Here is a 25,969-nt window from a genome sequence, read left to right as displayed (position 1 = left end):
TCCTTACATACGGAACACGCCGAAGCGCGTCGGCTCAATGGGCGCGTTAAGCGCAGCAGAGATAGCCAGTGCCAGTACATCCCGCGTTTGGGCCGGATCAATCACGCCGTCATCCCATAAACGGGCACTGGAGTAATAGGGGTGCCCTTGATGTTCGTACTGTGCAAGGATCGGCTCTTTGATAGCGGCCTCTTCCTCGGCACCCAGTGTCCCACCTGTACGCTCAGTCTGCTCGCGTTTGACCTGAACCAGTACGCCGGCCGCTTGTTCACCGCCCATTACGGCAATACGCGCGTTGGGCCACATCCAGAGGAAGCGCGGATCATAGGCTCGTCCGCACATACCGTAGTTACCCGCGCCAAAGCTGCCGCCGATGATGACCGTAAACTTCGGCACCTGCGCGCAGGCCACTGCCGTTACAAGCTTGGCTCCATGCTTGGCAATGCCACCCGCTTCGTATTTCTGGCCAACCATGAACCCGGTAATGTTTTGAAGAAACACCAGGGGAATGCCCCGTTGGCAGGCCAGCTCGATAAAATGCGCGCCTTTTTGCGCCGCTTCGGCAAACAGGATGCCGTTATTGGCCAGGATCGCAATGGGATAGCCGTACAGGTGCGCAAAACCACAAACCAGTGTGGGACCGAACAGGGCTTTGAACTCATCGAAATCACTACCATCCACCAGGCGCGCAATAACTTCACGCACGTCATAAGGCTGTTTGGCATCCGCTGGAATCACCCCATAGAGCTCGTTGGGAGAATAGCGAGGGGCGATAGGAGTGCGGGCTTGCAGCTTACCCTGCTTGTGCCAGTTCAGGTGACTGATGCAGCGGCGTGCCAAGGCGAGGGCATGTTCATCGTTTTCGGCATAGTAGTCAGCCACGCCTGATGTCTTGCAGTGCACATCAGCGCCACCCAGTTCCTCGGCAGTTACCACCTCACCTGTCGCAGCCTTAACCAGGGGCGGACCAGCCAGGAAAATCGTGGCCTGATTACGCACCATGATGGTTTCATCCGCCATGGCGGGTACATAAGCGCCACCGGCAGTACAGGAGCCCATGACGACTGCAATCTGCGGAATGCCTTGGGCACTCATGGTGGCCTGATTGAAGAAGATTCTTCCAAAATGCTCGCGATCAGGAAAGACTTCGTCCTGCCGGGGTAGGTTGGCACCGCCAGAGTCCACCAGATAGATGCAGGGTAGCCGGTTCTCTTTGGCAATGGCTTGAGCGCGAAGATGTTTCTTGACGGTCAAGGGGTAGTACGTTCCCCCTTTAACGGTCGCATCGTTGGCAATAATCATGCATTCCACGCCTTCAACGCGGCCGATACCGGCAACTACACCGGCAGCGGGTACGTCTTCGCCGTATACCTCGTAGGCTGCAAGTTGGGCCACCTCCAGAAAAGGGGAGCCAAGGTCGAGGAGATGGTCTATGCGGTCTCGTACCAGCAGCTTGCCGCGGGAGGTATGACGCTCCTGCGCCTTTGGCCCACCCCCTTGCTGAATATGGGCAAGCAGTTCATGCAGATTAGCCACCTGTGCCTGCATGGCGTCGTGGTTACGGAGAAAGTCAGGCGAGCGGGTATCGAGCTGACTGGTCAGAACGGTCATGGCGGATCTCGCTTTAGCGTTGTTGTTGGAATGTCCGCAGGGCAAAATGCGTTACAGCGTTTCCTTGAACAACTCACGACCAATCAGCATCCTTCTGATCTCACTCGTTCCGGCACCGATCTCGTAAAGCTTGGCATCACGCAGGAGACGGCCGGTGGGAAACTCATTGATATATCCATTGCCGCCCAGAATCTGAATGGCGTCCAGCGCCATCTGAGTGGCTCGTTCAGCCGTATACAAAATGACGCCAGCGGCGTCCTTGCGGGTCGTTTCCCCTCGATCACAGGCTTGGGTGACAGTATAGAGATACGCACGGCTGGCATTGAGCTGGGTATACATGTCTGCCACTTTGCCCTGGATCAGCTGGAATTCACCAATGCTCTGTCCGAACTGTTTACGGTCGTGAATGTACGGGACGATGACATCCATGCAGGCCTGCATAATGCCAACAGGGCCGCCAGACAATACAACGCGCTCGTAATCAAGCCCGCTCATAAGCACTTTTACACCGCCATTCAACGTGCCAAGAATGTTTTCTTCCGGCACCTCAACACCATCAAAGAAGAGCTGGCAGGTATTGGAGCCACGCATACCCAACTTGTCGAACTTGTTGCTGCGACTAAAGCCTTTCCAGTCACGCTCTACGATAAACGCCGTGATGCCATGCGGCCCTTTGTCAAGATCAGTCTTGGCATAGATCACATAGGTATCAGCATCAGGCCCGTTGGTGATCCAGGTCTTTGTGCCATTAAGCACATAATGATCACCATGCTTTTCAGCCCGCAGCTTCATCGAAACCACGTCGGACCCTGCATTCGGCTCGCTCATGGCCAATGCACCTACATGCTCGCCAGAAAGCAGTTTGGGTAGGTACTTGGCTTTCTGCGAGGGTGTGCCGTTACGGTGAATTTGGTTGACGCACAGGTTCGAGTGCGCGCCGTAGGAGAGGGCAACTGAAGCCGAGCCTCGACTGATTTCTTCCATGGTGACTACATGGGCTAAATACCCCATTGCTGAGCCGCCGTATTCTTCGTTAACCGTAATACCTAACAGCCCCATGTCACCAAATTTGCGCCAGAGGTCATGCGGAAAGGTATTTTCACGGTCGACGGCTTCTGCACGAGGTGCAATCTCTGCGTTGACGAAGCTTTGCACCTGCTCACGCAGCATGTCGAGAGTTTCGCCGAGTCCAAAGTTGAGAGAGGGGTATGTCATGGGTCACCTGTGATTGTTTTTGTCTGGTGGAAGCCAAAAGGGTCAAGCCGTTACGTTGGTCATCTCCAACGCTGCACGGCAGCGTTCTTCAGCGGTATCCAGTTCAAGCTGCATCTGCTGGATGTCCAGTAGCTGTTGTTGGAGTTGCTCGCGGCGTTCGGCAATCTTGGCCAGCATGCTGTAGAGCTGCTTATGGTTACCTGAGCTAGGGTCATAAAGTTCGATCAGCTCTCGGCACTCCGCCAATGAAAAACCAATGCGCTTGCCCCGCAGGATGAGTTTGAGCGCGACACGGTCCTTGGCAGAATAAATACGCTCCTGCCCACGCCGCTCGGGCGTGAGCATGCCTTGCTCTTCATAAAAGCGGATGGTTCGGGTGGTAATGTCTAGCTCTCGGGCCAAATCAGAAATGCTGTAGCTTGCCATTATGTTCAAACTCTACCGGCTTACCTTTACGTTAACGTAAAGCTGCTTGATCTGGCTGTCAACTCGATTGGTAACGGCCAGACGCAAATATTCCCTGTGCGTAACAGACTCCCTAGTAACCCGTAGTGAAACACAACTCGACAGACTTACTTGCCATGCCCTTTACGTTAACGTAAAGATAACTAGGCTTTAGCGGTAGCCATATGAATCAGCAATTCCCACAACAAAGACAAGAAGGGAACGCCATGAATCAACCGAGCTATACCCAAGGTCGTCAGGATAAGCCGTTATTGGCAATGACCATTGGAGAAGCCTTCAACCTCACGGTAGCCCGTTACGCTGAACGAGACGCGCTCATCGTCCGCCACCAGAACATCCGGCTAACCTGGCAGGCACTGGCCGATGAAGTAGAGCGGTGTGCAAAAGCCCTGATCGCCCTAGGCGTAGAACAAGGGGATCGCTTGGGCATCTGGGCACCTAACTGCATGGAGTGGTGCATAGCCCAATTTGCCAGCGCCAAGGTCGGCGCCATTCTGGTTAATATCAATCCGGCCTATCGTGTAAGCGAGTTGGACTATGTACTCAAGCAGTCTGGATGCCGCTGGCTCGTATGCGCGCATACTTTCAAAACGTGTGATTACCATGCCATGCTCAATGAGCTTCTGCCTGATCTTCCGATGCAGGTGCCAGGACGCCTGAGCTGTACGAACCTGCCAGGTTTGCATGGCATTATCACTTTAGGAGAAGAGGCACCTGCAGGCTTCCTGCGTTGGAAAGAGCTTTCCGAATTTGCCGAGCAAACGAGCACTTCCGATCTCAATGAGCGTAGTGCGCAGCTTCAGTTCGACGATCCCATCAACATTCAATACACCTCGGGCACGACAGGCTTTCCCAAAGGTGCCACGCTGAGCCATTACAACATTCTTAATAATGGCTATATGGTAGGGGAAAGCCTTGGGTTGACCGAACAGGATCGCCTGGTCATTCCCGTACCCCTGTATCACTGCTTTGGCATGGTCATGGGCAACCTGGGGTGCCTGACTCATGGTTCAACCATGATCTACCCGGCCCCTTCGTTCGAGCCGCTGGCAACGTTGAGCGCCGTCTCGGAAGAGAAGGCAACCGTGCTTTATGGCGTTCCTACCATGTTTATCGCCGAGCTGGATCATCCTGAGCGGGAACGTTTCGACCTGTCTTCATTACGCAGTGGCATCATGGCTGGATCAACATGCCCTATTGAAGTCATGCGCCGAGTCATAACCGAAATGCACATGAGTGAGGTGCAGATTGCCTATGGCATGACCGAGACCAGTCCGGTCTCTCTTCAGACTGGCCCTGATGACGAGCTGGAGCGCAGAGTCACAACCGTCGGCCGCAGCCAGCCTCATCTGGAAAACAAGATTATCGATGAGCAAGGGCGTATCGTTCCACGGGGGCAAATAGGCGAGCTATGTACCCGTGGGTACAGCGTAATGCTGGGCTATTGGGAAAATTCCAAGGCTACGTCAGACGTGCTGGACGGCGCTCGCTGGATGCATACGGGCGACCTTGCCTGCATGGACGAGCAGGGCTATGTGCAAATTGTTGGTCGTAGCAAGGACATGATTATTCGCGGCGGCGAGAACATCTATCCACGTGAAATCGAGGAGTTCCTGTTTCGTCACCCTTCGGTTGCAGATGTTCAAGTCATTGGCATACCGGATGACAAGTATGGCGAGGAGATTGTCGCCTGGGTAAAGCTGCACGACGGACACAGCCCTCAGGAAGAGACACTTCGAGACTTTTGCAAGACCCATATTGCGCACTTCAAGGTACCAAGGCATTTTCGCTTTGTAGATGAATTCCCCATGACCGTAACGGGTAAGATCCAGAAATTCCGCATGAGGGAAATCATGATTAAGGAGATGACGCGGCGAAAAGCGTCCTAGTGCGTAACGCTCCCGCTAATCAGGATGTCAGCGGGAGCATTGAGAAATTACTTGTACTTGCTTTCGATCTTGCGCTTTTCCAGCGTGTATTGAGTCATGTTGACTTGACCCAGCTGAAGCTGACTATCAAGCGCGTTCATGTCCTTGTCACGTTCAGTATTAAGCGGCCTGATATTGATGACCCTGGCAGCATCGTAACCACCAGCCGGGCCTCAAACGACGGGGGAGGGATTCACAACACCAAAACCGTACCCCCTGGTATACCTCCTGAAAGAAGGGCCAGCCTGCGGCAAGACAAAGCCAACCCGCTTTGGGGCGAGAGCGGCTCATCCATGAAGCCGCTCGGTATAACGCATTAAAGTTGTGTTGTACGAATCCGCTGCAATGTCTCCTGGACCTCTGCAGCCGCATCTACAAACGATGGTTGCTGTCTTAAACGTGCCAGGAGTTCAGCGCGCGTACGCTCAGCAGTAGCCAGATAACGCTCCTGTACCGGGCCGAAACCCCGAATGTCCAGCGGCAACTTGGCAAGCTCAACCGCAACGGAATAATTATCAGGCGTCAGACGCTGCAGGATTTCATCCAGGTTGGCTTCGTATTCCCTAAGCGTCTTCAACTCTCGTTTGCGGTCTTCAGTGCGGGCGAAGGGGTCTAGCCAAGTATTACGAATGCCTTTCAGACGCGCCAGCACGCTGAAGCCTTTCATCATCCACGGTCCGAACTGCTGCTTCTTCGGACCCTCACCAACCTTGGATTTATTGAAGATAGGCGGAGCCAAGTGGAAGTTGAGCGTGTAATCGCCTTCAAACATCGACGCAATTTTGCGCTGGAAGTCGCCGTCAGTGTACAGACGCGCCACCTCATATTCGTCCTTGATGGCCAGTACCTTGTAATAGGCACGGGCAACCGCTTCGCTTAACTCACCGGGTTGGCCCATCAGAACAGTATCCGCAGCTTTGACCTTTTCAACACGGGCCAGATAACGCTCGGCATAGGCGCTGTTTTGGTAGGCCGTCAGATCATCTACACGGCGAAGAATGACCTCTTCAAGCGTTTTGGATAGCTGGTGGGAAGCGGTAATAGCTGAGCCTTCTTTGACCATTTGCTCAACCCGTGCCTGATCAACCGCTGTCCGCCGGCCCCAGATAAAGGCCTTCTTGTTCAGTTCGACCGCAGCGCCATTCATCTCGATTGCCTGGAACAGCGAGTCTTGACTAACAGGTAACCAGCCTTTCTGGTAGGCCACGCCCATCAGGAAGGTATTGGTTGCGATAGAGTCACCCATCAGCGTGGTGGCGATACGGCTGGCATTGAGGAAGAACGCTCGCTCGACACCAACCGCTTCGGCAATTTGAGCGGCCATACCCTGTGATTGGAACTGAGGATCGGGATGGGTATGAACATCGCCACTGTTGGCCTGGTGAGCAAAGGTGCGCACAAAATGGCTGGTTACGCTTTCCTGACTATTAACCAGCGCATGTGTTACGCCCTGGCGAAGCTTATCAAGCGTATCGGCATTGGCACTGACGATCAGATCGCCGCCAAGTAACAGGCTGGTTTCACCCTCGGCAATGTGAGGGGCAAACAGTTGCTCCTGCCGCGCGGCAATCCGTACATGGGTCCATACTGCACCGCCTTTCTGCGCCAGACCGGCCATATCCAGGGTAAGTACACCCTTGTTTTCCAGGTAGGCCGCCATACTTAGCAGGGCGCCAATCGTAACGACACCCGTACCGCCCACACCGGTTACCAGAATGCTGTAGGGCTCATTGATCGAGGCCAGTACAGGCTCAGGCAAATTCCAGCTGTCCACAGGATCTTCTGCCAAGGCCTTGGCCTTGCGTAGCTTTCCGCCTTCTACCGTGACAAAGCTCGGGCAAAAGCCGGAAAGGCAGCTGAAGTCCTTGTTACAGGCAGACTGGTCGATCTCACGCTTGCGTCCAAATTCAGTTTCGACCGAAGCCACCGACATACAGTTGGATTTACTGCTGCAATCACCGCAGTTCTCGCACACAGCCTCATTGATCACCACACGGCGTGCAGGATCAGGATAGGCGCCACGCTTACGGCGACGACGCTTCTCGGCGGCACAGGTCTGGTCATAAATGATAACAGAGGCACCTGGATGCTCTCTTAATTCACGCTGTACCGCATCCAGTTCATCGCGGTGCTTGACCGGTACATTCTCAGCAAGGTCTTTGATCGGCCTGTATTTGTCCGGATCATCCGTGACCACCACAATGCGCTCGATGCCTTCGGCGCGCAGCTGCTGGGAAATTTGCGGGACGGTCAGTGTTCCGTCTACCGGCTGCCCGCCCGTCATGGCCACGGCGTCGTTATAGAGGATCTTATAGGTGATCGGTACTTTTGCAGCGACGGCTGCTCGAATCGCCAGAAGCCCTGAGTGGAAGTAAGTGCCGTCGCCCAGGTTGGCAAACACATGCTTTGTCTGCGTAAAGGGTGCCTGGCCTACCCAGGCAACGCCTTCGCCACCCATCTGGCTGAACGTCTGAGTGTGCTCAGGGTAGATCCAGGTCGCCATGTAGTGGCAGCCAATACCCGCCAATGCGCGGCTGCCTTCAGGCAACTGGGTGGAAGTGTTATGCGGGCAGCCGGGGCAGTAGTGAGGCATCCGCGCCATTTTGGTAACCAGCCCCCCTTTAGCTGCCAGTTGGGCTTCCAGTACGGCCAGCCGCATCTGTAGGAGTCCATTGGACTGCCGTTGCAGGATACGCTTGGCCACCGCGCGGGCAATTTGAGCCGGCGTCAGGTCACTGGTAGCCGGAAGCAACCAATCCGTATGGGGCAGGGACCATTCGCCCTTATCATCAAACTTGCCAACGATGCGTGGACGAACATCCTCACGCCAGTTGTACAGTTCTTCCTTGAGCTGATACTCGATCAGTTGTCGTTTTTCTTCAACGACAATGATCTCTTCCAGCCCCTCGGCAAAGTGTCTTACACCTTCGGCTTCAAGTGGCCAAACCATGCCGACCTTGTAGACGCGCAGGCCAATCTGCTGAGCCATTTCTTCATCAATACCCAGGATCTTGAGCGCCTGGCAGACTTCCAGGTAAGACTTGCCTGAGGTGATGATGCCAATACGGGCATTGGCTGAGTCATGGGTAACGCGGTCGAGCCCGTTGGCTCGTGCATAGGCGAGGGCAGCATACAGCTTGTGCTCCAGGAGACGTTTCTCCTGCACCAGCGGTGGGTCAGGCCAGCGAATGTTGAGGCCATCTGCCGGGAGCTCATAGTCGGGTAATTTAGGTTGCACACGGAGTGGGTCGATATCCACCACTGCGCCACTTTCAACGGTCTCAGAGATGGCCTTCATGGCGACCCAGCAACCTGAATAGCGAGACATGGCCCAGCCGTGCAAGCCAAAATCGAGATACTCCTGTACACCTGACGGTGACAGCACCGGCATCATCACAGCCTTGAAGATATGCTCGGTCTGATGAGGCAACGTGGAGGAGCGAGCCCCATGATCGTCCCCTGCGATGACCAGTACACCGCCAAATCGGGAAGACCCAGCAGCATTGGCATGACGGAACACATCGCCGCAGCGATCAACACCCGGCCCCTTGCCGTACCACAGACCAAATACGCCGTCGTACTGTGCACCCTGGAAGAGGTTGACCTGCTGGGAGCCCCAAACGGCAGTGGCCGCCAGGTCTTCATTCAGGCCTGGCTGGAAAACGACATGATTTTGCTTGAGGTGAGTTTGTGCCTTCCACAGAGCCTGATCGAGACCGCCCAATGGCGAGCCGCGATAGCCTGAGATGAATCCTGCCGTGTTTCGGCCAGCAGCAAGATCGCGTTGTCGCTGCATCAAGGGCAGGCGAACAAGCGCCTGAATACCGGTAAGCAGAATACGCCCGCTTTCCAGCGTGTACTTTTCATCCAACGTTTTGTTGGCTGCACTCATTCGCTATTCCTCGATTTATTGTTTTTGTCATCAGGACCGGGGCGAGCGAAGCCCCATTTGCTTTTGAGTGTAGGAAGGGGTAGAGGTAACGTAAAATTCTAAAAACCGCACTCAGGTATTCGAAAATCAGATGGCCAGCTCCAAAGATATTTCGATGCGTCAACTACGCTACTTTGTGGCTGCTGCTACGGCGGGCCGCTTTTCTCAAGCCGCGCTGGACGTGCATGTTTCCCAGTCTGCTATTACCTCCGCAGTGGCTCAACTGGAGGAAAACCTGGGAGTGAATCTCTTCGAGCGCCAGCCTTATGGCGTAGCGCTGACAGCGGAGGGCCATCGTTTCCTGCAACATGCCCGGCATATTCTCGATACCTTGAACGATGCGCTCAAGGAGCCTCTGTTTCTCAGTCATACCCAGGAGGGTATCGTACGGGTTGGGGCCACTTATGCAGTCCTGGGTTACTTTTTGCCCAGCTTGCTGGCTCGCTTCAAACGCAGCTATCCGCAAGTAGAGATCGATCTGGTGGACATGGACCGGCCCAGCATCGAGCAGGCTGTACTGGAAGGCCATCTGGATCTGGGGCTCATCATCGTATCCAATAGCAAGGCCATCGATCGTTTCGAGCACTATGTGCTGATTCGATCACGGCGCCAGCTCTGGCTGGCCAGTCATCATCCATTGATAACCAGGCCCGACATTACTCTTAGGGATGTAGCCGAACATGCCTACATTCTTGGGACAGTTGAAGAGGGTGAGGCCTCAACGCAGCGCTATTGGCAGGCGCGTGGCCTGGAGCCGAAGGTAGCCTTTCGAACATCCTCTATGGAGTCCGTTCGTGGTCTGGTTGCGCACGGGTTTGGTGTCACCATTCTTTCCGACATGGTGTTTAGAACATGGTCCCTTGAGGGCAAGAAGATTGAAGTGCGCCCACTCAACGATGCCGTTCCATCCATGGAGTTGGGGCTGATCTGGAAGCCGGATACAGAGCTTCCTATTGCTGCTGAGGCGTTCCGGCAGTTTTTGATTCAGGCCTGTGGGATGTAGAAGTCGCAAACAAGTTGTCGTATAACCGTTACACACTACGCATACACATAATAGAAAAAAGAAGGAGAGCGTCTTGAGCTATACGGCCGCCATTAATCGTTATGAATCCATGCCATATCGCCGGGTAGGCAAGAGTGGTTTAGTCCTGCCCGCGCTGTCTCTGGGCCTGTGGCATAACTTCGGTGATACGACGCCGCTCGAAAACCAGCGCGCCTTGCTGCGTACTGCCTTCGATTTTGGTATCAACCATTTTGATCTGGCCAACAACTACGGCCCCCCTTACGGCAGTGCCGAAACCAACTTTGGCCGAATCCTGCGGGAAGATTTCAAGCATTATCGCGATGAGCTGATTATCTCCAGCAAAGCCGGCTGGGATATGTGGCCTGGACCGTACGGACAGGGCGGCGGCTCACGCAAATATGTGTTGGCAAGCCTGGACCAGAGCCTTGCACGTATGGGCCTGGATTATGTTGATATCTTCTACTCGCACCGCTTCGATGCCAATACGCCTCTGGAAGAAACCGCCAGTGCGCTCGCCACTGCCGTGCAGCAGGGTAAAGCCTTGTATATCGGTATTTCATCCTATTCCGCAGGCAAAACGCGTGAAATGGCGGCGCTGCTAAAGGAGTGGAAGGTTCCTTTGCTGATTCATCAGCCATCCTACAATCTGTTCAATCGCTGGATCGAAAAAGATCTCCTGGATGCGACTGATGAAGTAGGCGCAGGCGTCATTGCCTTTACACCGTTGGCTCAAGGGCTGCTAACCGGTAAATACCTTAACGGCGTACCAGAAGATGCTCGCGTGAATCGTCCCGGGGGCGCCTCGTTAAAGCCAGAGCACCTGTCCGATGACAATATTGCTCGGGCACGAGCACTGAATGAAATTGCCCAGCGCCGTGGTCAGAGCCTCGCCCAATTGGCCTTGGCCTGGACGCTGCGTGACCAGCGTGTAACCTCTGCATTGATCGGTGCGAGCCGCCCTGAACAGCTGCAGGAAAATATCGGCGCGCTAAGCAACCTGTCGTTCACTGCTGAAGAGCTGGCAGAGATCGATAAGTATGCCGTTGAAGGTGGAGTCAATTTGTGGGAGAAACCTTCTACGGATAACCCCATCTGACTGAGCGACACGGCATGGCTTGAACCGAGCCATGCCGCTTTGGAGAAATGTATGCAGCCCGTATGGCCGCTCACCTTGTTTTACGATGGCGACTGTCCACTTTGTGCCCGAGAGATCCGCCATCTACGCAAGCACGCTGACCCAGCACGCCTGCAATTTACGGATGTAGCCGATCCTGCTTTTGCAGCACCCGCGCCCGGCATGTCGTCTCAGCAATTCAAGGATCTGTTACATGCTCAGTTTGCTGATGGACGATGGGTCAAGGGGTTGGATGCCACCTACTGGAGCTGGCGAGCCGCAGGGCTTGGGCGTTGGGCTGCGCCCCTTGCCTGGAAGCCGCTAAGGCCGCTGTTTGATTTGGGCTACCGTCTCTTTTTACGGTTGCGCCCGCAATTGGCCTGGATTCCTCATCCAGAAGGCGCGCGCCGCTGCAAAGACGATCAATGTGCCATCCCCACTAAACCAGAGTCCTCTCGCGACTAGCTCTCAGCAGCTACGACGTACTTACTAAGTCTGACTGGCGAGTCATCCTTTTTATGACCGTTTGGCTTGGTAATCCGCAGGATCTTTGAACTTTCTCCATGCGTTTTGATGTCCCAATAGCATCATCGCCAAGGGAGTGGCTTCATTCATACAGCCCGCCCATGTCCCAGACAGGAGGGACTTTCACGCTATTGGTGCCGGGATTTTTCAACCAACGTTGGAAGAAAACGCATGAAAGCACTCTGTTGGCACGGAAAAAACGATATTCGCTACGATACGGTTCCGGATCCCAAGATCGAACATCCGCGTGATGCGATCATCAAGACCACTAGCTGCGCCATTTGCGGCTCTGACCTGCACCTTTATGACCACTTCATCCCTGGCATGGAACATGGCGACATCATGGGCCATGAATTCATGGGCGAGGTCGTAGAAGTAGGCTCAGAAAACAAGGCGCTCAAGGTCGGTGACCGTATCGTCGTTCCATTTACCATCACGTGTGGCGAGTGCGAGCAATGTAAACGCGGTAATTTCTCTGTTTGTGAGCGTTCTAATCGTCGTAAAGACCTGGGTGATAAAGTGTTTGGTCACTCTACGGCTGGCCTATTTGGCTATTCGCACCTTACCGGCGGTTATGCGGGTGGGCAGGCAGAATATGTACGTGTTCCCTTTGCAGACTCGACCCATGTAAAGGTGCCCAGCACGCTTACGGACGAACAAGTACTCTTTTTAGGTGACATCTTTCCCACAGGTTGGCAGGCTGCGGTGCAGTGTGACATTCAGCCAACCGACACGGTCGCCGTTTGGGGTGCCGGCCCGGTGGGTCAGTTCTGTGTGCGCAGCGCCGTACTTCTGGGTGCCAAACAAGTGGTCATGATCGATAACGTACCCGAGCGACTGCTTATGGCTGAGGCGGGCGGGGCGATTACCATCAATTTCGACAAAGAAAGCGTTGTTGAGCGTTTGAACGAGCTTACCCGCGGTAAGGGGCCGGAGAAATGCATTGATGCGGTCGGCCTGGAATCTCACGCGACACGCTCATTAGATGCCGTCTATGACCGAGTCAAGCAAGCCACGATGATGGAAAGCGATCGACCCCACGTACTGCGTGAAATGATTTATGTCTGCCGCCCGGCTGGCATTCTGTCCATCCCAGGTGTTTATGGCGGTTTGGTCGACAAGATCCCAATGGGCGCCCTCATGAACAAAGGGCTTACCGTGCGTACGGGGCAGACCCATGTTAAGCGGTGGACAGATGATCTGCTGCGCAGGATTGACGAAGGGCAAATCGATCCGTCCTTTGTTATCACCCATACGGTGAGCCTCGACCAAGGGCCGGAGATGTATAAAACCTTCCGCGATAAACTCGATAACTGCATCAAGGTGATCTTGAAACCTTGAGGGAGACGGCTATGACCATGCTCGAGAAATTTTCATCCTCCCAACAGTCGCTGGGTGTAGCAGACAAGCTTGCACGGGGCCTTGGCTTTTACAGCTTTGGCCTGGGCCTGTTGGAACTTGCAGCGCCGCGTCTACTGACACGTACGTTGGGTATGGAGGGCTCCGAAAAGCTTGTAAGGGCTTACGGAGCACGTGAAATTGTCAGTGGCGTAGGTGCATTGAGCGATAACCCTGTGCCGGCACTTTGGAGTCGTGTAGCGGGTGATGCCCTGGATCTGGCAACCCTGGCAACCGCCCTGACGCCAGATAATCCTAAACGAGGTAATGTGAAGATCGCGATGGCTGTTGTATTAGCGACCGCGCTAGTCGACATCATGGCTGCAAAGGCAGCGACTGATCGTCATCATCGCCCCCGTAACATGCCGATTCGAGACTACAGCAATCGCTCTGGCTTTCCGCAATCGGCCGAAGCGATGCGGGGCGCAGCAGGTGATTTTGAAACGCCTGCGGATATGCGAGCTGATATCGGCAACGGTTATTCACGAGCCAGCGCCGTACCGCTGTAGTATGAAAACCGAAAGGATGAAGCCTGCTTTCAAGCAGGCTTTTTCTTGCTAGGCCAGATGGGATTGACATAAGGCATTATTCCCGCCCTCATCAATCAGAAAAGACCGCAGTTTTTCAAAAGGGAGAGGGCGGCTGGGTAAGAATCCCTGCGCAAGGTCGCACTGGTTCTCGATCAGAAAATCAATCTGCTGCTGAGTTTCTACACCCTCAGCAATAACCTTCAGATGCAACTTGTGTCCCATGGCAATAATGGCCTCAGCCAGGTCAATATCTCGGGCATCATGGGGAATGTTCTGAATAAACGAGCGGTCTACCTTAATGGCGTCTAGAGGCAACTGACTCAGGTAGGCCAGTGAGGAGTAGCCTGTACCGAAGTCATCAATGGACAAGCGCACCCCCAGTGTGCGTAGCTGGTTAAGCTGCTCAACAACTTGGCTGACATTAGCCATCAGTGCATTTTCCGTGACCTCAAGCTCAAGATACTTGGCTTCGAGATGCGCCTGGTCTAGCGCCTCCTGAACTTCGGCAATAAGCGTCTCGCGCTCCAGACTGCGTACACAGCAATTGACAGCTACCCCAATCTTGAAGCCCTGACGATGCAGCTTTTTTATGTCACGGCAGGCTTTACGGATTACCCAGCGATCTACATCGGTAATAAAGCCATTGGCCCTGGCAATATCGATAAAGCTTCCAGGCAATAGCAGACCTTGTTCAGGATGTTCCCACCGAACCAGTGCCTCAACGTGGCAAACTTTACGGGTAGCCAGATCAAATACCGGTTGGTAATACACGGTCAGGTTGTTACGGCTCAATGCCTGCCGCAGTTCTTCTTCTATTTTTAGCTCAAGAGATGCCTTGCTCTTAAGTTGTTCCTGAAAGAAGTAAAGCATGTTGCGGCCATTGGCTTTGGACTTGTACAGAGCCAGATCTGCATGCTTCATCAGTTCTTCCGTGGTGGCCGCATCCTGAGGGAAGAGGCTGGCCCCAATGGACGTTGTGATTACCATCTTACGGCCAGCCAGAATAATGGGCTCTTTCATCTTAAGCAGCATGCGACGACCGAGCAGCTCTGCCTCATAGTTTTCTTCCAGATTAGCCAGGATGCAAAACTCATCACCTCCCAGGCGGGCAATTAAATCCCGTTCGCGCAGCGCGCTTTTCAAGCGTTGGGCTACAACGCGAAGCAGTTCGTCCCCTGCGTCATGGCCCAGAGAATCATTGATCCTTTTGAAATTATCCAAATCGAGAAACAGCAACGCCATGGAGGTTCCCTGGCTTGCATGCTCCGCTAAGCGTGTCTGGAGTTCCTTATTAAAGGAATAACGGTTATTCAGTCCCGTAAGCGCATCAAAATGAGCAATGCTGTGAAGCGAGGCCTGCGTACTGTCGAGCTCATAGAGCAGGGCGTTGACCCGCTCAAGGTCTTGCCGTTGGCTTTCCAGTTTTTTGCCAGCCCATACCGCGATGAGGCTACAGCCAATGATAATAAGTGAGATGAACGCGGTCGCGATGCCCAGATAGGGTGAGTGACTGTCTGTATGCAGTGCCGGGTCGAAAGGCAAGTCAGCGGGTAGGGCAAAGGTAACCGCCGCCATACCGCTAAAGTGCATGGAAATAATGCCTGCGCCCAGGGCCAGACTTGCGGCGATCTTGAGTTTGAGCGGAGCAGGGGCGTCGGGTTTACGCAGCTTCATGATTAGCATCATTGAGCCGAGGCTGGCCAGCATTGATACCAGGATCGAGAGCGTAAACAACCATGGATCATAGTAAGCCGTGGCGGCTGACTGCATGGCAGCCATGCCGATGTAATGCATGGCCGTGACACCAAGGCCAATACAAATCGCCGCGCCAATGTATTGCCGAGCGGTAAGAGCAGGGCGCCCAATCATGATCATGGCCAACAATGACGCCATGATGGCGATAACCAGTGAGAGGGCGGTAAGGCGATGGTCGTAAGAAACCGGTATCGGCATGACGAAGGCCATCATGGCCAGGAAGTGCATTGACCATATGCCGCCCCCCAGACAAAAGGCCCCAATCCAGCGCCACAACATGCGGGTGCGGCGATCATCTGCCACAGCGACATCAGCAAGGCTCAGTGCTGTATAACCCGCAGCACTGGCAATCAGGTAAGAGAAGACAACTAGCAGTGAAGTGTGGTCATGCTCGACAGGCGAAAGGCCGGATTGCTGAAGATCTGTGAGAAAATGGATACCTAACCAGTCCACGGCGAGCCACCTTTAAAGCTGAACGGCATTGGCCTTTAAAAGTGAGATTAGCTTCACACAGGTTAGTTCGTAAGGGGTTATTTAAAGATGTGCCAAGGCAGTAGCTAAGTAATTGAATGAACTATATAAATCTTCAGGTCTTTGATTTCCGATTACGTCCATAATCGGAAATATGGTATAATCAGCGATCTGTCTTTTAGTGTTATTTCGATGCTTTTCTCACCTAAACCCCAGCCATTATTTGATACTTATGCCAGTTTTCTTGGATTGAATGCGACGTCCTATGAAGCGGAACATGCCTCTATCCTTGCCTATTTGAAGCGTTTAGAGCCCGGTGTTCCTGCAAAAGACGACTATTTCCATGTACGTGAATTCCTGCGCTCTTATGCTGGCTGGGAAACCACCTTTAAGGCCTATCGCACTCAAATCGAGCGTTTATTGCTTTGGAGCTGGTTAAAAGAAGAGAAGTCTATTCTTTCGCTTCGCCGTCAGGATGCCGAGGCTTTTCTGGCCTTTAGCCAAGAGCCTGATGAGGACTGGGTAGGCACTTCGGTCCGTCGTCGCTTCATCTTGAAAGACGGCAACATGGAGCCCAATCCCTTATGGCGCCCCTTTGGTATTCAAGGTGACAAAGCTTCGCGAAAGCTCGCAGCAGAAACAGGAGAAGACGAAGACTCTACTCCAGAACGCTACGAAATGGCCCAGGGGACGCTTAAGCAGGTCTTTGCAATCTGCAGCTCTTTCTATGACTACCTCAATGATCAGGATGTGCTGGTTGGCAATCCCTTCCGGGCCATCAAACAAAAGAGCCGCTTCTTTCAAAAGAAGGCCAAGGCTGTCAGCGGGAAGGTTCTGGATCGTCTCCAATGGGAGTTCGTTATCGAGACGGCGGAATGGATGGCGGATCAGCAACCAGAGAAGTATGAGCGCACACTCTTTATCGTAGCGACCCTGTTTTCACTCTACCTGCGGATATCGGAGCTTTCTGGTCGGCCCGGTTGGTCTCCCACTATGGATGCCTTTCAAAAAGATCCGGATGGCTCTTGGTGGTATGTCGCGATCGGCAAGGGCAATAAGGAGCGTCGCATTTCGGTCAGTGATGACATGCTGGTCTATCTCAAGCGCTATCGAGCTTTCCGTAACCTCACAGCGCTGCCATATGCCGGTGATCCTGCACCGCTATTGACCAAGCACAATGGACAAGGCGGCCTGACAGACCGACAGATTCGTAATCTGGTGCAGGAATGCTTTGATACTGCATTGGTAAGAATGAAACAGGAAGGACGCAGTGAAGATGAGGTGTCTAACCTTCGTGCAGCCAGTGCACATTGGTTGCGTCATACCAGCGCAACCTACGATGCACCGAGTAGACCGCTCAAACATTTGCAGGAAGATCTCGGCCATGCAAAAGCGAGCACAACACAGGATATTTACTACAACGCCATTAACCAGGAACGTGCTGCATCAGGTAAACAGCGTCGTTTAAAAGAGCAGTAAAAATATGGAACTACCCCATGGCGACAGTCCCTTAATAGATAACTTCGCATAATGTATATTATGTTAAATTAGATATTATCAGACCTGACTGCTCTACCCACTGCATGGGTCTTGCTCTTTCAAATATGCCCTTGGCTTGCTTCTGCCAACTGCCGTCATCGCGTTATTGATTCTCGATATGACGGCTCAACCAAATTTGCTTTTCGCATCCACTGCACCGTCTTACTGTATGCGTTCAGCTTTCTGGTTTTGTATTCATCTCGTACTCAAGGAATGCTCGTCATGTTCAAACGATTTGCGGCGGATGCTTTAGGCCTTAGTGACATTGGATCAATCATCAAACCGGCAGACTTCGATAAGGTCGACGCCGATGACTATCTCTTTCACGAAGACGGCGAAAAGATCTTCTTCCTGATCAAATCCAAAAAAGATGAATACTGCTTTACGAACCTTGCGCTGATTCACGTGGATGGTGAGTCCGCTGTATCGTCAAAGCGAACCATCAAGCGTTATGAGTATGTCAACGAACGCATCCAGAATGTCCTGATTGAAACCGCCGGCACGGTTGATCTGGATATTGAGTTGAAATTTGTCATTGGTGGAAAGCCCTTCAGTATTGATATCAAGAAAAGCTTTCTCGAACAGGTCAAGGACATCTATAAGTCGCTGATTACCATCAGCAAAATTCAGCATATGGAAGAACTCAAGCGTGCCAATGCGCTACGTGTTCTCGATGTAACGGCCTCGATGTATAAAATTACAGAGCTGGCATCTCCTGAAAGCGCGATCCAGCAATTTACAGGCACATTGACCACGCTCAATACGTTGATGCTGGACACTCATATGACCCATGACTACAGCGCTGTTTTTGCTAAATATATTCAGGCATAACTGTTGAGTAGCCTTTAAAGGCTTGATTGATAAACATTACATAAAAAGTAATTCGGGTAATGCTTGGTAAGGCATAAGCATCCTATTCTCTTACCCATTGTTTAGCGAGCCAGCCACTCTTTTAACGCTCGGTACTGTACGCCACCTTCAATATTTTCCGACACAAACAGCGCGAACCGCTCGACTGGCCATTCCAACGATGGAAAATCCAGCGGCCGCTGTCGGCTTTTTCGTGCCGCCGTCATGTGTGGAACAAAGGGTCTGCGGTCTATGCTGAACCCCAACCCCATCAATCCTTGGTTCAGCTCCTTAATAAAGGAGGCCAGCGGTACCGGGGTTTCGGATGCAATTACACTGATAAGACCCTGATGCCAGCGCTCAACCCGATCCAATACTACTGTGCACGGCTCAAGCTGCAGTTCATCACCTAACGCAGTAAGCGTTTCGAGGCGCTCGACCGGAACCTCTCCAAGAAAGGCCAATGTCATATGCAGGTTAGCCGCAGGTATTAAGCGCCCATCCACGCCCTGCTCTTTCCTCCAGGCAATGACGCGAGCAGCTACAGCAGGTGGACATGGCAAGGCAAAAAACAGGCGCATGATCATTTCCAATGGTTAGAGGAATTACACACTCTGACCATGAGGCCACAGCTCTTATTCCGGCTTTTTATAGGCGACGCAATCAACTTCTACCTTGCAGTCGATGACCATACTTGAAACTACACAGGCGCGAGCCGGTGGATGCTCACCAAAGTACTCCTTGAAAATCCTATTGAAGGACATGAAATCTCGGGGATCATCCAGCCATACGCCACAGCGCACCACGTGTTCCGGGCCGTAGCCTGCTTCCTTGAGAATAGCCATCACGTTATCCAGGCACTGACGGGTCTGAGTGACGATACCGCCTTCAACCACCTCACCCTTCACCATCGGCGTTTGGCCCGAGACGTAAAGCCATCCATCGGCCTCAACGGCACGTGCAAAAGGCAGGTGCTGCCCACCTGTTCCGCTACCACCCTCAACACCATAGCGCTTGATCGACATTGTTTTCTCCTAGATGAAATGAGTACGCAGATCGCCCTGTCGTACGAGAAAGCGACCGTTTCTGTGTGAAGTAAGCTGTTTATCTGAATACGACAGAGTTCCGTTGACCCATACGGCATGAATACCTTCTGCAGCTACCTTGGGCGTTTCGAAGTCCGCTGCGTCACGTATGGTTTGCGGGTCGAACAAGACCAGATCGGCCCAGTAGCCTTCCTTTATCAAGCCTCGCTCGTGCAGCCCGAAACGTGCCGCAGAAAGGCCAGTCATCTTGTGTACAGCGGTATGCAAAGGAAACAGGCCCACGTCGCGACTGAAATGACCCAATACCCGAGGAAACGCGCCCCATAAACGAGGATGCGGAAATGGGTCCTCCGGCAAGCCGTCTGAACCTATCATCGAAAGCGGATGAGCCAGGATGCGCCTTACATCATTTTCATCCATGCCGTAGTACACCGCACCGGCCGGCTGCAGGCGTTTGGCAGCATCAAGCAGTGACGTGCCGCACTCTGTCGCAATATCCTTCAAGTCTCTGCCTCCTACTTCGGGGTGCGGTGTAGACCACGTGATGGTAATCCGAAAATCCGAGGTCACTTGCTTGAGATCAAGTGTCGAGGAGCTGGCTGAGTAGGGATAACAGTCGCACCCTACCGGATGATCCTGTGCTGCGTTTTCCAATGCGTCCAGCAGTTGCGGGCTACGACCCCAATTACCGGCACCTGCACACTTGAGATGCGAGACAATAACCGGCGCGCGGGCGTGGCGACCAATCCGAAAGGCTTCATCCATCGCTTCCAGAACGGGCTCGAACTCGCTACGCAGGTGTGTCGTATAAAGGGCGCCGTAGGCATTTAGCTCCGAGGCCAGCTCCATTACCTCGTCTGTGCTGGCTTCGTAGGCTGTGGCATAGGCCAGACCTGTAGAAAGCCCCAACGCACCCTGCTCCAGGCTTTCCTGCAGTTGCGCGCGCATCGCTGTAATTTCTTCTGCTGTTGCGGTGCGGTAGAGATCGCTCAAATGGTTACTGCGCAAGGCCGTATGCCCTACAAGGGCGGCAACATTTACCCCCGGCTTGGCCTTTTCGACAGCAGACTTATAATCAGCAAACGTTGGGTAAACAAAGGCTGACGCCGGACCCAATAGATTCATTGGATCCGGCGGGTCGCCTTGCAAGCTGACGGGTGATGCGCTGATTCCACAGTTTCCGACAATCACCGTTGTCACGCCCTGACTCAGTTTGGGAAGCATCTCTGGCTGGCGAACCACTACGGTATCGTCATGGGTGTGGACGTCAACGAAACCTGGCGCGAGCACCCTGCCCGCTGCATCAACTTCTTGAGCCGCCGTTGCGTTAGCCAAGTCCCCTATCCGCTCGATCCGACCCTGGCAGATAGCGACATCCGCCAGGTAGCCCGGCGAATTGCTGCCATCAATGACTTGCGCATTGCGGATGAGAACCTCATAGGTCGGCATTGCTAATCTCCCAACGGCAGTCGTTCATCACCACCACGGTAATCGTCCATGGCAAGTTTGATTCGCCGCAAGCGCTCCTGGTTTGCTTCCGGCGCAGACAGTGCCAGCTCGGTGGCGAGGATATCTACGGCAAGCATCATTCCGTAGCGGGCGGCCGTAGGCTTGTAGATGAAATCTGTTTCGGCCAGAAATAAGGGCAATACCGTATCGGCTAACTGGGCTACAGGAGATGATTCAGGAGCGATAGCCAGAATTCGAGCACCATACCCTTTGGCTAACTGAAGAGACTCGATCAGCTCGGGGGTAATGCCCGTCATCGAGCATGCAATAACCAGCTGATCATCCCCCAGGGTTGCCGCCGTCAGCCGCATCAGCACTGGATCATGATAAGCCGCGATGGGATACCCAAGCCGAACCAGCCGGTACTGCAACTCATCCGAGAAGATCGTGGAGCAGCCACCCATACCAAAGGCATAGACCATGCGTGCATTGCGAACGAGCATAACCGCCTGCGCGAAGTCCTGCTCATCGAACCGAGCCAAATGCTGGCGAAGTGTTGTTTCAATGTCGCTCACGATGTTGCCAAAAAACGCCGAGTGCTCCGGCGCGTCTGTCTTCCCCAGAAAACGTGCGCCCACCCCGCTGGCCTGGGCCAGCTGCAGGCGTAGATCCCGCAGGTCCTTGCACCCGGCGCTCCGGGCAAAACGGGACAGAGTGGCACTGCTGACCTCCGCCCGGGTAGCCAGCTCATCCAGGCTCGCACTCGCTGCGAACGGTACATCATCAAGGATAAGGCGAGCGATGCGCTGCTCCCCTGCGCTCATGTGTTCGAGCCGTGCACGAATTTGATAAAGAATATCCATTACAGTATGGCAGCCAAAGCTAAAGTGAGCAGAAAGGCAATGACGGAAATCAAGGTTTCCAGGACAGTCCATGTCTTGAACGTCTGGGTTACCGTCATGTTGAAATATTCCTTGATCAACCAGAACCCGCCGTCATTCACGTGGGAAAGAATGACAGATCCGGCCCCGGTAGCCAGAACCAGCAGCTCCGGGTGAGGATAGCCCAGCCCTAGCGCAACGGGCGCAACAATGCCTGAGGCTGTTGTCATCGCGACGGTGGCAGACCCCGTAGCAATGCGCATCAGTGCGGCAAAGAGCCAACCCATCATCAAGGGTGACAGGTTGAATTCTCGGGCTAGCCCAACAATTTCATTCGTTACACCCGCATCGATAAGGATTCGATTGAGCCCGCCGCCTGCACCTACCAGTAACGTAATTGTTGCCGTAGGGGCCAGGCATTCGTTGGTAAACTTGAGGATCGCATCGCGGTTAAAGCCTTGGGCCAATCCCAGCGTCCAAAAGCTCACCAGCGTTGCTACGAGCAGTGCGATTACAGAGTTTCCAATAAACTGCAGGAACTGGTTAACGAGGCTGCCCGGTGTTGAGATCAGGTTGGCCCAGCCGCCTATCAGCATTAGCACAACGGGCAGAATGATCGTTCCAATAGTGACGCCAAATCCAGGCAACTGCTTACGCGGCTCACGCTCGGTAAACTGGTCGGCCAGTGGGTTTTCAGCAGGCAATTGAATCTTTGGAACAATGAATTTAGCGTAGACCGGCCCTGCCAGAATGGCTGTCGGAATACCTATCAGGATCGCATAGAAAAGCGTCTGCCCTACCGATGCATGATACGACTGTACTGCCAGCATAGCGGCAGGATGTGGGGGGACCAACGCATGTACAACGGAAAGACCCGCCACCATGGGCAGGCCCACCATTAAAATGGAGACGCCTACGCGCCGGGCAACGGTGAAGGCAATGGGAACCAGTAACACAAAGCCCACTTCGAAAAACAAGGGCAGCCCTACCAGGAAGGCAATACAGACCATTGCCCAATGGGCATTGCGCTCGCCAAACCAGGTAATCAGCGTACGAGCGACCTGCTCCGCTCCACCGGATTCGGCCATCATCTTGCCGAGCATAGTGCCCAATGCTACGACCAGCGCAATGTGCCCTAGCGTCTTGCCGACACCAGCCTCATATGACGCAACAATAGTATTGGCTGGCATGCCTGCAACCAGAGCCAGCCCTACGGATACCAGAGTGATCACAATAAAGGGATTCAACCGATACCGAGCAATCAGGACAATCAACGCAATAATAGCTACTACGGCATAGATCAGAAGCCAGAATCCGGTAGATGGAGTCATTGAGCATTCCTCGTGCCTAAGACCGTCCATGGCTGGACGGCATCAACGTCATTGTTAGAAAAAAGTGGCTACAGCTCCGGTGACGCGGTATTGCTCATCGACCAGAAGGAGTTGCTTCCATTTATCGAACGTGAGGCAGGGGTGGGAAATGTCAAAACACAGCATGTCCCCTATTTGGAGATCTGCTTCAGGAGGCACCTCCATAAAGGCATGCTGATCCATCATGGCGCTGATTTTCCAGGCTGCTGGGGCCTCCTGGGGCTGCTCGGAATAGCCGGGGCGGAAATGCAACGTAGGGACAGGAAAGCCAGCGTCAAAAGCAGCGTCGCGCTTCCCCAAGGCAATAATGGCGCGGTCTGGCTCTGGTCGTGACTGCACATAGGCCCAGAGCTGCAAAGCCGGTAAAAGGCTGCGATGCATCTCCCTGGCAACAGGGTTATTGGCCTGAATACGTGCCTCGGCTGCTTTATAGATACCTACGTCATGGGTCACATAGCAACCGGGGCGCAGAACTATATCTAAAGGCAATTCGGTCTGGTGATGGGAAAACTCCTCGGCTACCAGATCAAACCAGGCGGACCCTGCTCCAGATAGAAGGATACGGGGTTCGGCAAACCCATCCTCCTCAGCTATTGCGCACGTCCTTGTCACGGTCTGTTGGAGGAAGCGACGAATATCCGCCTCCTCTTTCAAGACGCCCTCATATACCTCAACACCAATCAACGCCAACGCCTGGGGCCATTTGGCTATGGCATCGCAGACTGCATGCTCTTGCTCTTCACTTCTGACGCCAGTCCGTCCACCTGGGACGCCATACTCCAGCAGCACCCTGAGCCGCTGACCTCTTGCACTGAAGTAATGACCCAACTGCTCAACGTTTTGAGGCGAGTCGATTAGGCAGCAAAAGCTGAAACCAGGGTCTTTTTCCTGCAGATCGGCAATGATTGCCATATTAGCCTTGCCAACCAGCTGGTTGGCCATCAGCACGCGTCGAATACCATGAGCAAAGGCTACGCGAACCTGCGGTGCAGTAGCGAGCGTAATGCCCCAGGCCCCCGCTTCTATTTGCCGCTTAAACAACGCCGGGCTCATGGTGGTTTTACCATGGGGAGCGAGTTGTACGCCGTATCGCTCCATGAAGTACTTCATCCACTGCAGGTTATGCTCGATCCGCTGCTTTCGCAGCACAGCAACAGGCAGGCTTACATCCTCACTCAGGATATTCCATCCCACGGTTGCTACTTCCTGGTAAGAAAGAGGACTGGCCAGCTGGCCAAGCCCTTTCCCCAATAAGTCGAGTTGTTCAGGTGCAGCATTGTGAAGCTTCACGGCAATACCCCTGCTTGGTTTTTATGAAATCAAAATACACCGAAGCGGATATCAATCAAGCATATATGAAAATTACTTTCACTCTCTCCTGGCAAGAGTCGTTTTTAGATAACGAAGAGTCGTAATCAAATAGAGTTACTGTTCTTTAACCGGACACGTTGAAACTATCGGTTTGCCTGTCATTACGTTATGGGCAAAGAGCAAGGCATCTTCTTGAGAGCTCAACCAGGCTCCCGAATGATTTTGGCCTTTATAGATATGCGTCTTTATTACGGTGCCTGCATTACAGGCCTCGCGAACAAGCATCTGCTGTCCTTCTGGCCTGACATCTGTATCGGCATCTCCTGTTCCTACAAACAAAGGCTGATCAAGCGCGAGGGTATTAAAGCTGTACTGAGGCAGAAGGATGGTGGCCATGGTTCTTACCGCTTCAGGCTGAACGGTATTAGCCTGAGTTAAACCCGCCTGCATAACGGCTCGGGCCAACGTACCGACACATGTACGGCTTGCCTGTTTAAACAAGGGCATGGCCTTGGGGGTAAAAAGCGTTGAGGCCTCAAGCGCAGGCTGCCGCTGGTGGGCAACCAGGGCTACATAAAACATATAGGCAATACCAGGATCGACCGTGTTTGGATCTACGCCCGAGACAGTCATTGTCCTTTCCGTAAGATACGGTATGCCGGTAACAATGGTCCCCTTGAGGTCCAGCTCTGGCGCATACTCCTTGGCAAACCCTGCCGTCGCAAAGGCTGCACCGCCCCCTTGGGACTGCCCGGCGACAACAACCTTATTGGCTATTGGATATCCCCCATGGGTGACTGCACGGATACTGTCTAGGACCCCATAGGCTTCAGAGCGCTTGGTGAGATAAGGGTGCAGCCCCGGGGTACCCAGCCCTTCATAATCTGTTGCGACAATGGCGTACCCTTGTTCCAGCCAGCGATTGAGATACCCCTTATAAACAGCTGATGCAGCATTCCAGGATGGCGCGCAGGTATCGGCGACCCCTACTGTTCCATGAGCCCAGGCGAGTAACGGCCACCCACCCTCTGGAGGCTGCCCTTTGGGAATGAATAGCTGGCCTGAAACGGTAGTTGGCGAGCTATCAAGGCCGCTGGTTGAGCTGTAGAGAATGCGCACCTGCTCACCGGCCGCGTCCAGATGGCTTTGTAAAGGAAGTGGCTCGCTGCGTAGAAGCGCTCCTGCAGTATCAGGAATAGGCTTTTTCCATCGATAAAAATCCGAGACGCCTCCATCGCCAGGGTGCCACGGCTCCTCTACCTCAGCAGCGCTGGCAGCCAGAGACAGCGTTCCGATAACGGCTAATACAGCGAACGTGAATGTCTCTCTAAGCCTTGCATTGAATGACATCGTACTGGCTCTCCGTGGGTTCATTGAGATGACTTTTATGCAAGACAGCCCCAGTGTCTCATTGTTTATTTGCTGCTCTTACGACACTGATGAGCTGTAGATCAAATGAGAGTGCGAAGACTCACACAGTTAAAAACCTGAAGACCGTTTATCCTATTTTTGCTTGTCGTACCGCTTCGCTTGGAATACTGTATATATAAACAGGAA

At 53.5% G+C, this 25,969-nt stretch carries 20 protein-coding genes; 8 read left to right on the top strand and 12 right to left on the bottom strand.

The features are described 5' to 3' along the window. Nucleotides 1–3: 3 nt before the first annotated feature. Genes IEX86_RS04685 through IEX86_RS04675 form a run of 3 tightly spaced genes read right to left on the bottom strand, consistent with a single transcriptional unit; the run spans nucleotide 4 to nucleotide 3,252 of the window. Nucleotides 4–1,611: a carboxyl transferase domain-containing protein gene (locus tag IEX86_RS04685; RefSeq protein WP_188864965.1), complete on the bottom strand. Its 1,608-nt coding sequence runs from the start codon at nucleotides 1,609–1,611 to the stop codon at nucleotides 4–6. A 51-nt stretch (nucleotides 1,612–1,662) separates the two neighbouring features. Next, on the bottom strand, nucleotides 1,663–2,826 hold the full coding sequence (locus tag IEX86_RS04680; protein ID WP_188864963.1) for an isovaleryl-CoA dehydrogenase: 1,164 nt from the start codon (nucleotides 2,824–2,826) through the stop codon (nucleotides 1,663–1,665). 42 nt (nucleotides 2,827–2,868) lie between these two features. After that, nucleotides 2,869–3,252, bottom strand: a complete 384-nt coding sequence (locus IEX86_RS04675) for a MerR family transcriptional regulator (RefSeq protein WP_373290390.1) — start codon at nucleotides 3,250–3,252, stop codon at nucleotides 2,869–2,871. Nucleotides 3,253–3,497: 245 nt separating this feature from the next. Here IEX86_RS04675 and IEX86_RS04670 point away from each other — a divergent pair, with 245 nt between their 5' ends. Beyond that, nucleotides 3,498–5,180 (top strand): AMP-binding protein, encoded by a 1,683-nt coding sequence (locus IEX86_RS04670; protein ID WP_188864961.1) that lies wholly within the window; start codon nucleotides 3,498–3,500, stop codon nucleotides 5,178–5,180. Nucleotides 5,181–5,535: 355 nt separating this feature from the next. Here the strand turns inward: IEX86_RS04670 and IEX86_RS04665 are convergent, their stop codons facing one another. After that, on the bottom strand, nucleotides 5,536–9,111 hold the full coding sequence (locus IEX86_RS04665; protein WP_188864959.1) for an indolepyruvate ferredoxin oxidoreductase family protein: 3,576 nt from the start codon (nucleotides 9,109–9,111) through the stop codon (nucleotides 5,536–5,538). A gap of 130 nt (nucleotides 9,112–9,241) precedes the next feature. Here IEX86_RS04665 and IEX86_RS04660 point away from each other — a divergent pair, with 130 nt between their 5' ends. From IEX86_RS04660 to IEX86_RS04640, 5 genes are all read left to right on the top strand, one after another. After that, a complete protein-coding gene (locus tag IEX86_RS04660) occupies nucleotides 9,242–10,153 on the top strand; it encodes a LysR substrate-binding domain-containing protein (RefSeq protein WP_188864957.1) in 912 nt (303 codons plus the stop codon). Nucleotides 10,154–10,226: 73 nt separating this feature from the next. Continuing rightward, nucleotides 10,227–11,270, top strand: coding sequence for an L-glyceraldehyde 3-phosphate reductase (gene mgrA, locus IEX86_RS04655; RefSeq protein WP_188864955.1), 1,044 nt, complete (start codon nucleotides 10,227–10,229; stop codon nucleotides 11,268–11,270). 51 nt (nucleotides 11,271–11,321) lie between these two features. Further along, a complete protein-coding gene (locus IEX86_RS04650; RefSeq protein ID WP_188864953.1) occupies nucleotides 11,322–11,753 on the top strand; it encodes a thiol-disulfide oxidoreductase DCC family protein in 432 nt (143 codons plus the stop codon). A 231-nt stretch (nucleotides 11,754–11,984) separates the two neighbouring features. Beyond that, complete coding sequence (locus tag IEX86_RS04645; protein WP_188864951.1) at nucleotides 11,985–13,154, top strand: zinc-dependent alcohol dehydrogenase; 1,170 nt, start codon at nucleotides 11,985–11,987, stop codon at nucleotides 13,152–13,154. 11 nt (nucleotides 13,155–13,165) lie between these two features. Further along, entirely contained in the window at nucleotides 13,166–13,720 is a 555-nt protein-coding gene (locus tag IEX86_RS04640) for a hypothetical protein (RefSeq protein ID WP_188864949.1), read from the top strand. 48 nt (nucleotides 13,721–13,768) lie between these two features. On the opposite strand, the gene IEX86_RS04635 is transcribed toward IEX86_RS04640, so the two are convergent. After that, entirely contained in the window at nucleotides 13,769–15,949 is a 2,181-nt protein-coding gene (locus tag IEX86_RS04635; protein ID WP_188864947.1) for a putative bifunctional diguanylate cyclase/phosphodiesterase, read from the bottom strand. 210 nt (nucleotides 15,950–16,159) lie between these two features. Between IEX86_RS04635 and IEX86_RS04630 the strand changes: the two genes are divergently transcribed. Together IEX86_RS04630 and IEX86_RS04625 are read left to right on the top strand one after the other, a co-directional pair. Then, complete coding sequence (locus tag IEX86_RS04630) at nucleotides 16,160–17,446, top strand: tyrosine-type recombinase/integrase (protein WP_188864945.1); 1,287 nt, start codon at nucleotides 16,160–16,162, stop codon at nucleotides 17,444–17,446. A 282-nt stretch (nucleotides 17,447–17,728) separates the two neighbouring features. Further along, nucleotides 17,729–18,337: a PH domain-containing protein gene (locus tag IEX86_RS04625; RefSeq protein WP_188864943.1), complete on the top strand. Its 609-nt coding sequence runs from the start codon at nucleotides 17,729–17,731 to the stop codon at nucleotides 18,335–18,337. Between the two features lie 101 nt (nucleotides 18,338–18,438). Here the strand turns inward: IEX86_RS04625 and thpR are convergent, their stop codons facing one another. The 7 genes from thpR to IEX86_RS04590 form a co-directional block, all read right to left on the bottom strand. Further along, complete coding sequence (gene thpR / locus IEX86_RS04620; RefSeq protein ID WP_188864941.1) at nucleotides 18,439–18,936, bottom strand: RNA 2',3'-cyclic phosphodiesterase; 498 nt, start codon at nucleotides 18,934–18,936, stop codon at nucleotides 18,439–18,441. Nucleotides 18,937–18,990: 54 nt separating this feature from the next. Further along, a complete protein-coding gene (locus IEX86_RS04615) occupies nucleotides 18,991–19,380 on the bottom strand; it encodes a RidA family protein (RefSeq protein ID WP_188864939.1) in 390 nt (129 codons plus the stop codon). Nucleotides 19,381–19,389: 9 nt separating this feature from the next. Next, the gene (locus IEX86_RS04610) at nucleotides 19,390–20,850 is read right to left on the bottom strand and encodes an N-acyl-D-amino-acid deacylase family protein (RefSeq protein WP_188864937.1); all 1,461 of its coding nucleotides are present in this window, start codon (nucleotides 20,848–20,850) and stop codon (nucleotides 19,390–19,392) included. 2 nt (nucleotides 20,851–20,852) lie between these two features. After that, nucleotides 20,853–21,713, bottom strand: a complete 861-nt coding sequence (locus IEX86_RS04605; protein WP_188864935.1) for a MurR/RpiR family transcriptional regulator — start codon at nucleotides 21,711–21,713, stop codon at nucleotides 20,853–20,855. After that, nucleotides 21,713–23,062 (bottom strand): GntT/GntP/DsdX family permease, encoded by a 1,350-nt coding sequence (locus tag IEX86_RS04600; protein ID WP_188864933.1) that lies wholly within the window; start codon nucleotides 23,060–23,062, stop codon nucleotides 21,713–21,715. Before IEX86_RS04600 ends, IEX86_RS04605 begins: the two co-directional genes overlap by 1 nt. A 54-nt stretch (nucleotides 23,063–23,116) precedes the next feature. Next, on the bottom strand, nucleotides 23,117–24,331 hold the full coding sequence (locus tag IEX86_RS04595) for an amino acid deaminase (RefSeq protein WP_268239852.1): 1,215 nt from the start codon (nucleotides 24,329–24,331) through the stop codon (nucleotides 23,117–23,119). 195 nt (nucleotides 24,332–24,526) lie between these two features. Beyond that, nucleotides 24,527–25,762 (bottom strand): lipase family protein, encoded by a 1,236-nt coding sequence (locus IEX86_RS04590; RefSeq protein WP_229685252.1) that lies wholly within the window; start codon nucleotides 25,760–25,762, stop codon nucleotides 24,527–24,529. Nucleotides 25,763–25,969: the final 207 nt, after the last annotated feature.

The organism is Pseudomonas asuensis (genome assembly GCF_014646755.1).
GTDB classification, from domain to species: domain Bacteria; phylum Pseudomonadota; class Gammaproteobacteria; order Pseudomonadales; family Pseudomonadaceae; genus Chryseomonas; species Chryseomonas asuensis.
This window is presented reverse-complemented; position numbering and strand designations above follow the sequence as displayed.

What these genes read in the sequence shown, in the direction of transcription:
- IEX86_RS04685 (WP_188864965.1), bottom strand. Translation starts at nt 1,611, where the DNA reads ATGACCGTTCTGACCAGTCAGCTCGATACCCGCTCGCCTGACTTTCTC.
- IEX86_RS04680 (WP_188864963.1), bottom strand. Translation starts at nt 2,826, where the DNA reads ATGACATACCCCTCTCTCAACTTTGGACTCGGCGAAACTCTCGACATG.
- IEX86_RS04675 (WP_373290390.1), bottom strand. Translation starts at nt 3,252, where the DNA reads ATGGCAAGCTACAGCATTTCTGATTTGGCCCGAGAGCTAGACATTACC.
- IEX86_RS04670 (WP_188864961.1), top strand. Translation starts at nt 3,498, where the DNA reads ATGAATCAACCGAGCTATACCCAAGGTCGTCAGGATAAGCCGTTATTG.
- IEX86_RS04665 (WP_188864959.1), bottom strand. Translation starts at nt 9,111, where the DNA reads ATGAGTGCAGCCAACAAAACGTTGGATGAAAAGTACACGCTGGAAAGC.
- IEX86_RS04660 (WP_188864957.1), top strand. Translation starts at nt 9,242, where the DNA reads ATGGCCAGCTCCAAAGATATTTCGATGCGTCAACTACGCTACTTTGTG.
- IEX86_RS04650 (WP_188864953.1), top strand. Translation starts at nt 11,322, where the DNA reads ATGCAGCCCGTATGGCCGCTCACCTTGTTTTACGATGGCGACTGTCCA.
- IEX86_RS04645 (WP_188864951.1), top strand. Translation starts at nt 11,985, where the DNA reads ATGAAAGCACTCTGTTGGCACGGAAAAAACGATATTCGCTACGATACG.
- IEX86_RS04640 (WP_188864949.1), top strand. Translation starts at nt 13,166, where the DNA reads ATGACCATGCTCGAGAAATTTTCATCCTCCCAACAGTCGCTGGGTGTA.
- IEX86_RS04630 (WP_188864945.1), top strand. Translation starts at nt 16,160, where the DNA reads ATGCTTTTCTCACCTAAACCCCAGCCATTATTTGATACTTATGCCAGT.
- IEX86_RS04625 (WP_188864943.1), top strand. Translation starts at nt 17,729, where the DNA reads ATGTTCAAACGATTTGCGGCGGATGCTTTAGGCCTTAGTGACATTGGA.
- thpR (WP_188864941.1), bottom strand. Translation starts at nt 18,936, where the DNA reads ATGCGCCTGTTTTTTGCCTTGCCATGTCCACCTGCTGTAGCTGCTCGC.
- IEX86_RS04615 (WP_188864939.1), bottom strand. Translation starts at nt 19,380, where the DNA reads ATGTCGATCAAGCGCTATGGTGTTGAGGGTGGTAGCGGAACAGGTGGG.
- IEX86_RS04610 (WP_188864937.1), bottom strand. Translation starts at nt 20,850, where the DNA reads ATGCCGACCTATGAGGTTCTCATCCGCAATGCGCAAGTCATTGATGGC.
- IEX86_RS04605 (WP_188864935.1), bottom strand. Translation starts at nt 21,713, where the DNA reads ATGGATATTCTTTATCAAATTCGTGCACGGCTCGAACACATGAGCGCA.
- IEX86_RS04600 (WP_188864933.1), bottom strand. Translation starts at nt 23,062, where the DNA reads ATGACTCCATCTACCGGATTCTGGCTTCTGATCTATGCCGTAGTAGCT.
- IEX86_RS04590 (WP_229685252.1), bottom strand. Translation starts at nt 25,762, where the DNA reads ATGTCATTCAATGCAAGGCTTAGAGAGACATTCACGTTCGCTGTATTA.